Below are 9,036 nucleotides of genomic sequence, written 5' to 3'. Positions count from 1 at the left end.
CCGCGGCAGCCGGCCGGTCACCGCGCTCGCCGCCGCCGCGCCCGCCAGCGGCCCGTACCCCGCCAGCAGCCACGAGCCCACGCTCATCGGGGAGGTCGGTTTGCACACCCGCAGCATGTTGAGGAAGCGGTCGGGGCGGCCCAGGTCGTGGATGAGGGCTGCGGTGGAGAGGGAGATTGCCGCGAGGGAGGAGAGCTTGAGTGCCTTCGCCATGGTGGGGCGGTCGGTCAAGTGGGCGCCTGCGGCCAGTACGGAGCCGGCGCCGGCCAGGCCGCCCGTGAAGAAGTACCCGGCGATGTCCCGGGCCTCCCACGCCGGGGCCTTGATGACGGGCCGTCCGTAGTACGAGTCGAACTCGGCCCGGGGGACCATCAGTTGCTCGCCCTTGCGCCGCCCGTCCTTATGGGGCCGGGCACGGGTGCCGCTCATCGCCGTCCCTTCCGTCGCAGGGTCGGGAGCGCGGGCAGGAGGAATGAGACCGCGGCGCCCGCCGCCAGGGACAGGGCCGCCGCGCCCGCGTGTTTCCACATCGCCGGCAGGTCGCGCGTGGTGACCACCGGGTCCGGTGGCAGTCCGTACACCTCCGGCTCGTCCAGGAGGAGGAAGAACGCGCCGTCGCCGCCGACGCCGTCCTCCGGGTCGTGGCCGTACAGCCGGGCGCCGGATACGCCCGCTTCCTGGAGCTGGTCGACGCGGAGGGCGGCTCGCTCGCGCAGTTCCTCCAGCGGGCCGAACTGGATCGAGTCGGTGGGGCAGGCCTTGGCGCAGGCCGGTTCCTGGCCGGCGCCGAGCCGGTCGTAGCACATCGTGCATTTGAAGGCCCGGCCGTCGTCCGCGCGCTGTTCGATCACGCCGTACGGGCAGGCCGGTACGCAGTAACCGCAGCCGTTGCAGATGTCCTCCTGGACCACGACCGTGCCGTACTCGGTGCGGAACAGCGAGCCGGTCGGGCAGACGTCCAGGCAGGCCGCGTGCGTGCAGTGCTTGCAGACGTCGGAGGACATCAGCCAGCGCATGTCCCCGGCGGGCCGCTGCGGGTCCGCCTCGGTGAGCGGGAGTTCCGTACGGCCGTCCGGCGCGGGTGGGTCCGCCGGTACCCGGCGCGGCGCCGACTGTTCGATGAAGGCGACGTGTCGCCAGGTGGAGGCGCCGAGGCCCTGGGTGTTGTCGTACGACATGCCGGTGAGCGACAGGCCGTCCTCGGGGATCGCGTTCCACTCCTTGCACGCCACCTCGCACGCCTTGCAGCCGATGCAGACGGAGGTGTCGGTGAAGAAGCCGACCCGGTCGGGCGGGTCCGGGTGACCCGCGTCCCCGGCAGGGTCCGGCTCCGGGCCGCTGAAGAGGCTGCCGGTCTCGAAGAAGACGCCGGTCATGACTGCTGCTCGCTTCCCGTGAGCTCGGTGATCCCGGCGCGCCGCCGGTAGTCGGCGACCAGCCGCGGCAGGTCGGGGCCGCGCGGCCGGCGGCCGGGTCGGATGTCGGCGGTCAGCGCCTTGTCCTCCTGGATGTGCGCGTTGGGATCCAGCGCGATGGCCACCAGCTCGTTGGCCGCGTCGCCGGTGACCGTGCCGTTGGGGCCCCAGTGGAACGGCAGGCCGATCTGGTGCACCGTGCGGCCCTGTACGGTCAGCGGCTTCATCCGCTCGGTGACCAGGACTCGTGCCTCGATGGCGTTGCGGGCCGTGATGACCGTGGCCCAGCCGGTGTGCGTGAGGCCCCGCTCCGCCGCCAGCTCCGGGGAGATCTCGCAGAAGAACTCCGGCTGGAGCTCGGAGAGGTACGGCGACCAGCGGCTCATGCCGCCCGCGGTGAAGTGCTCGGTGAGGCGGTACGTGGTGACTACGTAGGGGTAGGTCTCCGCGCCGGGCTCGTCGCCGCTGGGGTGGTAGCGGTTGCCGGGGCGCTGGTAGACCTGGCGCGCGGGCGAGCGGGACCGGGACGGGTACAGGGCGTTGGTGAACGGCGAGTCCTGCGGCTCGTAGTGCGTGGGCAGCGGCCCGTCCAGCAGCCCGGCGGGCGCGAACAGCCAGCCCTTGCCGTCGGCCTGCATGATGAACGGGTCGTCGCCGCGGAGGGCTTCGGGCCCCTCGGCGCCGTCCGGGGGCACGTACCCGGGCTCCTTGTCGGGTACAAAGTCCGGTACGTCGCGGCCGGTCCACTTGCCCGCCTCGGCGTCCCACCAGATGTACGCCTTGCGCTCGCTCCAGGGCGTGCCGTCGGGGCGGGCCGAGGCGCGGTTGTAGAGGATGCGGCGGTTGGCGGGCCAGGCCCAGGCCCATTCCGAGGCGACCCAGTCCTGTTCGGTATGCGGCTTGCGGCGGTCGGCCTGGTTCACGCCGTCCGCGTACACCCCGCAGTAGATCCAGCAGCCGCAGCTCGTCGAGCCGTCGTCCGCGAGCTGGGTGTACGCCGAGAGCGGCGCGCCGTCCGGGCCGCGGCCGTTGATCTCGGCCAGTACGGCGTCGGCGACCGGCTCGTCCAGCTCGCCCTGTACGGGATAGTCCCAGGCCAGGTCCTGGATCGCGCGGTCCATCGGGTCGGTGGAGGCGGCCAGCTTCTCCTTGATGCGGCGCCCCAGGTGGTACATGAACCACAGGTCGCTGCGCGCGTCGCCGTCCGGCTCGACCGCGGCGTGGTGCCACTGGAGCCAGCGGTTGGTGTTGGTGAAGGAGCCGGACTTCTCGGTGTGCGAGGCGGCGGGGAGGAAGAACACCTCCGTGCCGATGTCCTCGGTGCGCAGTTCACCGGACTCGATCTCCGGGCCGTCCTGCCACCACGTCGCCGATTCGATGAGGGAGAAGTCCCGGACCACCAGCCAGTCGAGGTTGGCCATGCCGAGGCGTTGCAGGCGGGTGTTGGCGGAGCCGACGGCCGGGTTCTCGCCCATCAGGAAGTAGCCCTTGCAGGCGCCGTCGAGCTGCGCGAGGACGATGTCGTACGCGCCGTGCGAGCCGGTCAGCCGCGGCAGGTGGTCGAAGCAGAAGTCGTTGTCGGGCGTCGCCGCGTCACCGTAGTACGCCTTCAGCAGGCTGACGAGATACGCCCGCATATTGCTCCAGAATCCCTTGTCCGTACGGCTCGCCGTGACGAACGTATCGAGATCCTCGTGCGCGTGGGCGTGCGGCATCGGCAGATATCCGGGCAGGAGGTTGAAGAGGGTGGGAATGTCGCTGGAGCCCTGGATGGAGGCGTGGCCGCGCAGTGCCTGAATTCCGCCGCCGGGCCGCCCGATGTTGCCCAGCAGCAATTGCAGGACGCTCGCCGCGCGAATGTACTGCGAGCCCACCGTGTGCTGCGTCCAGCCCACCGCGTACACGAAAGCGCTGGTGCGGTCCGGGCCGGAATTCTCGGTGAGGGCTTCGCAGACGCGCAGGAATGTCTCCCGCGGCACGCCGCAGATCTCCGCAACCATGTCGGGGGTGTAGCGCGCGTAGTGGCGCTTGAGGAGCTGGAAGACGCAGCGCGGGTGCTGCAGCGTCGGGTCCTGCTCGGCGCGGGACTCGGCCTGGGGGCCGCCCGAGCCGTGGGTCTCGGCGTGCCCCGCCGTGTGGAGGTGGCGCCCGGTCTCGGGGTCCTTCTGCAGCCGTTCGTCGTGCCGCTGTTCCACGTCGCCCGAGGGCGCCTGTACGTCGGCGCCCTGGTACTGCCAGGTCTCCGCTTCGTAGCGGTGCTTCTCCTCGTCCAGGCCCGAGAAGATCCCGTCCAGGTCCTCGGTGTCCTGGAAGTCCTCGCCGACCAGGGTGGCGGCGTTGGTGTACGCCAGGACGTAGTCGCGGAACTCCTTGCCCTCGGTCAGTACGTGGTTGATGATCCCGCCGAGGAACGCGATGTCCGTGCCGGCCCGCAGCGGTACGTGCAGGTCGGCGAGGGCGCTGGTGCGCGTGAAGCGCGGGTCGACGTGGATGACCGTCGCGCCGCGGGCCTTGGCCTCCATGACCCACTGGAAGCCGACCGGGTGCGCCTCGGCGAAGTTGGAGCCCTCGATGACGATGCAGTCGGCGTGCTGGAGGTCCTGCATGAAGGTGGTCGCGCCGCCGCGCCCGAAGGACGTGCCGAGCCCGGCGACCGTGGAGCTGTGGCAGACCCGCGCCTGGTTCTCCACCTGGACGATGCCGAGCCCGGTCAGCAACTTCTTGATCAGATAGTTCTCTTCGTTGTCGAGCGTCGCGCCGCCGAGGCTGGCGATGCCGAGCGTACGGGCCACGCGCTTGCCGTCGACCTCCCACTCCCAGGTCTCGCGGCGGGTCTCGATGACCCGGTCGGCGATCATGTCCATGGCGGTGTCGAGGTCGAGCGGCTCCCAGTCGGTGCCGTGCGGACGCCGGTACAGCACTTGGTGGCGGCGTGCGTCGCCCGTCGTCAGCTGGAGCGTCGCCGAACCCTTGGGGCACAGCCGCCCCCGGCTGATGGGGGAGTCGGGGTCGCCCTCGATCTGGACGACGCGCTCGTCCTTGACGTACACCTGCTGGCCGCAGCCGACCGCGCAGTACGGACAGACCGACTGCACCACCCGGTCGGCGGTGTCCGTACGCGGGCGCAGTTCCTCGGTGTACGCGGACATCGCGGCGCGTCCGCGGCCGAGCGGGTCCTTGCCGGTGAGCTGCCGGTACACGGGCCAGTCGCGGATCAGCCGCTGTACGCCCATGGGTCCTCCCGCCGTCGGTGCCCGGTGCCCGGGGCCCCGTGATGAATGCCTCCAGGGTTGCCCCTGATGCGGCCGGGTGCCCGCCGACAGGCCGCTCACACCCGCCAATCGGGCGAGCGGCCGCGGCCACGGCGTGCGCCGTCCGCCGGCCCGGGACCCGAGGCCCGCCGGCCCGCGGCCCCGAGGTGAGAACCGCGCGCGTGCGGTGAACCCTGGAGGCGTGAGTCACACCGCCCTCATCGTCATCGACATGATCAACACCTACGACCACGAGGACGCCGATCTGCTGCTGTCCTCGGTGCGCGAGGCGCTGCCCGCCGTCGTCCGGCTCATCGAACGGGCGCGCGAGGACGGCGTACCGGTGATCTACGCCAACGACAACTTCGGCGAGTGGCGCTCGCACCACGGCGAGATCCTGCAGACCGCGCTCGCCGGGCCGCACGCGGAACTGGTGGACCCGATCCGCCCCGACGACTCCTCGCTGTTCATCGTCAAGGCCCGGCACTCGATCTTCTACGAGACGCCGCTGGCGTACCTGCTCTCCCAGCTCGGCATCGACCACGTCGTGCTGTGCGGCCAGGTCACCGAGCAGTGCGTGATGTACTCCGCGCTGGACGCGCACATCCGGCACCTGAAGGTCACCGTCCCGGACGACGCGGTCGCCCCCATCCACCCCGACCTCGCCGACGCGGCGCTGCGCATGATGGAACGGAACATGAACACCCGCATCTGCACGGTCGCCACGCTGGACTGGGACGCGGCCGCGCGGCGTGATTGACGGCCGCCGTGCCGGGCACTCGGGTGGCGGAAAGGAAGCCGAGCGGAACGCGAGGCGCGTTCCGCGGTACGGAAAGGGGCGCGTGATGCCCAGCGGCTCCAACGCGAAGCGCGAACGGCAGTACGAGCACATCAAGGAAGGCGCCGAGCAGCGCGGTACCTCCTCCGGGCGGGCGAAGGAGATCGCCGCGCGGACGGTCAACAAGGAGCGGGCCCGCTCCGGCGAGTCGAAGTCGGCGAGCAGGACCTCCACCCAGGACACGAAGTCCGCGCCGGAACGCGGCGGGCAGCGCTCCGGCAACCGCACGGGCCCCAAGGGCCCGACGAAGGACCAGCTCTACAACGAGGCAAAGCAGAAGAACATCGACGGCCGCTCCTCGATGACCAAGGACGAACTGGCGAAGGCACTGGGCCGCTGACCGCCCCGCCGCGCGCCCTACTGCCCGTCGCCCGGGTGCGCCAGATCGTAGGGACGCGGATACGGTCCCGGGCGGAAGGCCAGGTAACGCGCCTCCGTCGTCGGGTCGGACCGCCGTGCCTCCGTGTTGAGCGCGCCGGGCGAGGTGTCGCCCCAATGCCCGGTGGTCACCCGATGGTCGACCGTGTGCAGGGCCGCGAGCTGCTCGGCGGGGGTGAACGCGCAGTGACCGGCGTTGTCGACAAATCCCTGGCGCAGCAGCGCCCCGGATCCGGCGGCCGTGACGGCGCGCTGGTGCGCCGAGGTGACCTGGACCGGGACCAGCGGATCGCCGGTGGTGTGCACGTCCAGCTGCGGGGTGCGCAGCTGCCCGGTGAAGGCGATGTTGCGGGTCATGTAGCGGACGGCGGCGGGATCGGCCTTGACGCGGGGCGCGTCGGCGAGCGTACGGAGGTCGTCGCGCAGCGACAGCCCCGCCGACCTGTAGAGCGCGTCGACCTCCTTGAAACCGGATGACCTGCGCAGCATCGCCGCGTAGTCCACGCTCGTGTTCCAGGACATGTTCCCGTCGGCCCGCTGCTCGGCCTCCTGGCGGCGCCGGAAGGCGGCGTCCAGCAGCATCGTGCTGACCGCCCGGTACTGGTTGGCCTGCTGTGCCGGGTAGTCGTGCGGCGCGGGGCGGTCCTGTTCCGGATCGTTCCAGCCGGGGATGTTGTGCAGCGCGGCGGCCAGCGCGATCCGCGCCCGCCCGGCCGGGGTGCGCTGGGCGCCGGAGACGGCGGTGCCCAGCCGGCCAGCCGCCTGGTCCGCCTCGTCCCCGTCCGCGAAGCCGGTCAGCGGGATGCCGGACCGGGGCGCCAGCAGCGTCTTCAGCGCGAAGACCGGGTCCAGCGTGGAGTTCCAGTTGGCGACGCCGCCCTGGACGAGGCCGCACAGGGACAGCGAGCCGTCGATACGGCCGGGGTGCCGCTCGGCGATGGCGGTGGTGACCAGGCCGCCGTAGGACTCGCCCCAGGCGAGCGTGCGCCGTGCCGTACCGATGCGGTCGGCGAAGGCGTCGAGGGTGGCGACCTGGTCGGGCACCGCCTGCTCGACGGCCCAGCCGGTGGCGGAGTACGAGGACCCGGCGAGCGCGTACCCCTCCTCCAGCAGCAGCTTCTTCGTGGCCTCGTCGGAGGCGTCCATCGCCTCGTTGGGACTGCCGGCCGGCCGGTAGCCGTGGCTGAAGAGCAGCAGGGTGCCGTTCCAGTGGGCGGGCGTGTCGATCAGGTACGTGGCGCCGGACGGCAGCGTGCCTTCGAGGTGGTGCGAGGGTGCCGGTGTTGCGGCGGCGGGGGCGGCCGTGGCGGCGAGGAGCAGCGCGGCGACGGCCGCGCCGGTCCGCGCCCGCTTACGGACTCTCATCAACGGACTCCTTCAGGTAGGGGATGGGCTTCCTCGGCGTCGAACCGGTCGCGGCTGGTCTCCCTGACCCGCCACACCGTGAGGGCGGTGACGGCCGCGCCCGCCGTGAGCAGCAGCGCGACGGGCCCGCTGCCGCCGTACGAAGCGAGCAGGCTCCCGGCGATCAGCGGTGAGAAGCCTGCGCCCAGCAGCGTCGCGGTCTGGTAGCCGAGCGAGGCGCCGGTGTAGCGCACGCGGGTGCCGAACATCTCGGTGAGCAGCGCCCCCAGCGGCCCGTACATCGTGGACTGGGCGATGCCGTGCCCGAGGACGAGCGCCAGGATCAGCAGCCCGGGACTGCCGGAGTCGACCAGCGCGAACACCGGGAACGCGGTGGCGGCGGAGAGCACCGCGCCGGCCAGCACCACCGGCCGCCGCCCGAACCGGTCGGACAGCGCCCCGGCGCACGGCAGCACCAGCAGCGCCGTGCAGGAGGCGAGCGTGACGCCGGTGAGTACCTGCGTCCGCGTGAAGCCGTGCCCGACCGCGTACGACACCATGAAGCTGGTCAGCAGGGACTGGGCGGTGAACGGGCCGATGCCGACGCAGGCCGCCAGCAGCACCGCGCGCGGCTTGCGCAGCACGTCGAGGAGCGGCAGCCGGGCGGCGGTCCGCTGTTCCTTGACCGCGCGGAACAGCGGGCTCTCGGTGACCTTCAGCCGTACGTACAGCCCGGCGCCCAGCAGGACGATGCTGAGCAGGAACGGCACTCGCCAGCCCCAGATTCGGAACTGGTCGTCGGGCAGCGCGGCGACGAGGGTGACGACGACGGTGGACAGGACGGTGCCGAGCGGCGCGCCGAGCTGGGTGAGGCTGGTCCAGCGGCCGCGCGGCCGGCCGCCCGCGTGCTCGGCGACCATCAGCGTCGCGCCGCCCCACTCGCCGCCGATCGCGATCCCCTGGACGACGCGCAGCAGTACCAGCAGGACGGGCGCCCAGACGCCGATCGCGTCGTACGTCGGCAGCAGCCCGATGAGGAAGCTGCCGACGCCCATCAGCACCATCGTCGTCAGCATCATCGACTTGCGGCCGAGCCGGTCGCCGAAGTGCCCGAAGACGAGGCCGCCGAGCGGCCGGGCGAGATACCCGGCCGCGAAGGTTCCGAAGGCCGCGACGGTGCCGGCGGCGGGCGAGGCCGCGGGGAAGAACAGGTCGCCGAAGACGAGCGCGGCGACCGTGCCGTAGACCAGGAAGTCGTAGAACTCCACGGCCGTGCCGAGGAGTCCGGAGAGCGCGACCCGCCGCAGCTGCCGGGTGTCCGGCAGGTCGCTCACGGCCGTCATCCGTAGAAGCGGGAGAGGCTGCGCAGGACGCAGGCGGGCTTCGTACCGCCCTCGATCTCGACCGTGCCGTCCACCGCGATCTGCACCCCGCCCTTCACCTCGTCCACGGAGGCGAGCGTGGCGGCCAGCCGGATGCGCGAGCCGACCTTCACGGGGGAGGGGAACCGCACCTTGTCCAGGCCGTAGTTGACCTTCGTGGTGACGCCCTGCACGTCGAGGAGGCCGGTGAAGAGCGGAATGAAGAGCGAGAGCGTCAGATAGCCGTGCGCGATCGGCGCGCCGAACGGGCCCTGCGCCGCCTTCTCCGGGTCGGTGTGGATCCACTGGTGGTCGCCGGTGGCGTCGGCGAAGGTGTCGATGCGGTCCTGGGTGACGTCCAGCCAGTCGCTCGTGCCGAGGTCGCTGCCGGCGAGCTTCTTGAGTTCGTCGATGCCGTGGACGGTGATGCTCATGAGGTGTTCTCCGTA

At 71.7% G+C, this 9,036-nt stretch carries 8 protein-coding genes; 2 read left to right on the top strand and 6 right to left on the bottom strand.

Going from position 1 to position 9,036, the window contains the following annotated elements:
• The 3 genes from nrfD to fdh form a co-directional block, all read right to left on the bottom strand.
• Positions 1 to 429, bottom strand: a 429-nt coding sequence (gene nrfD / locus ABT381_RS21915; protein ID WP_351596836.1) for an NrfD/PsrC family molybdoenzyme membrane anchor subunit, incomplete at its 3' end; no start/stop codon positions are given.
• Positions 426 to 1,376: a 4Fe-4S dicluster domain-containing protein gene (locus ABT381_RS21910; protein WP_351596833.1), complete on the bottom strand. Its 951-nt coding sequence runs from the start codon at positions 1,374 to 1,376 to the stop codon at positions 426 to 428. The genes ABT381_RS21910 and nrfD, both read right to left, overlap by 4 nt.
• A complete protein-coding gene (fdh, locus tag ABT381_RS21905; RefSeq protein WP_351596830.1) occupies positions 1,373 to 4,648 on the bottom strand; it encodes a formate dehydrogenase in 3,276 nt (1,091 codons plus the stop codon). The genes ABT381_RS21910 and fdh overlap by 4 nt, the downstream gene beginning before the upstream one ends.
• 220 nt (positions 4,649 to 4,868) lie before the next feature.
• Between fdh and ABT381_RS21900 the strand changes: the two genes are divergently transcribed.
• On the top strand, positions 4,869 to 5,426 hold the full coding sequence (locus ABT381_RS21900; protein WP_351596827.1) for a cysteine hydrolase family protein: 558 nt from the start codon (positions 4,869 to 4,871) through the stop codon (positions 5,424 to 5,426).
• 85 nt (positions 5,427 to 5,511) lie between these two features.
• The gene (locus ABT381_RS21895; RefSeq protein ID WP_351596824.1) at positions 5,512 to 5,844 is read left to right on the top strand and encodes a plasmid stabilization protein; all 333 of its coding nucleotides are present in this window, start codon (positions 5,512 to 5,514) and stop codon (positions 5,842 to 5,844) included.
• A 17-nt stretch (positions 5,845 to 5,861) separates the two neighbouring features.
• On the opposite strand, the gene ABT381_RS21890 is transcribed toward ABT381_RS21895, so the two are convergent.
• The 3 genes from ABT381_RS21890 to ABT381_RS21880 are packed head-to-tail and all read right to left on the bottom strand — an operon-like array spanning position 5,862 to position 9,021.
• A complete protein-coding gene (locus ABT381_RS21890) occupies positions 5,862 to 7,247 on the bottom strand; it encodes an alpha/beta hydrolase family protein (protein WP_351596821.1) in 1,386 nt (461 codons plus the stop codon).
• Positions 7,247 to 8,569: an MFS transporter gene (locus tag ABT381_RS21885; protein ID WP_467754647.1), complete on the bottom strand. Its 1,323-nt coding sequence runs from the start codon at positions 8,567 to 8,569 to the stop codon at positions 7,247 to 7,249. The genes ABT381_RS21890 and ABT381_RS21885 overlap by 1 nt, the downstream gene beginning before the upstream one ends.
• A complete protein-coding gene (locus ABT381_RS21880; protein WP_351596816.1) occupies positions 8,566 to 9,021 on the bottom strand; it encodes a MaoC family dehydratase in 456 nt (151 codons plus the stop codon). The genes ABT381_RS21885 and ABT381_RS21880 overlap by 4 nt, the downstream gene beginning before the upstream one ends.
• Between the last annotated feature and the right edge of the window lie 15 nt (positions 9,022 to 9,036).

The sequence above is a fragment of the Streptomyces sp. NPDC000151 genome (genome assembly GCF_040301705.1).
Taxonomy (GTDB): domain Bacteria; phylum Actinomycetota; class Actinomycetes; order Streptomycetales; family Streptomycetaceae; genus Streptomyces.
The sequence above is the reverse complement of the archived record's forward strand: the minus strand, read 5'-3'. Positions and strand labels throughout refer to the sequence as shown.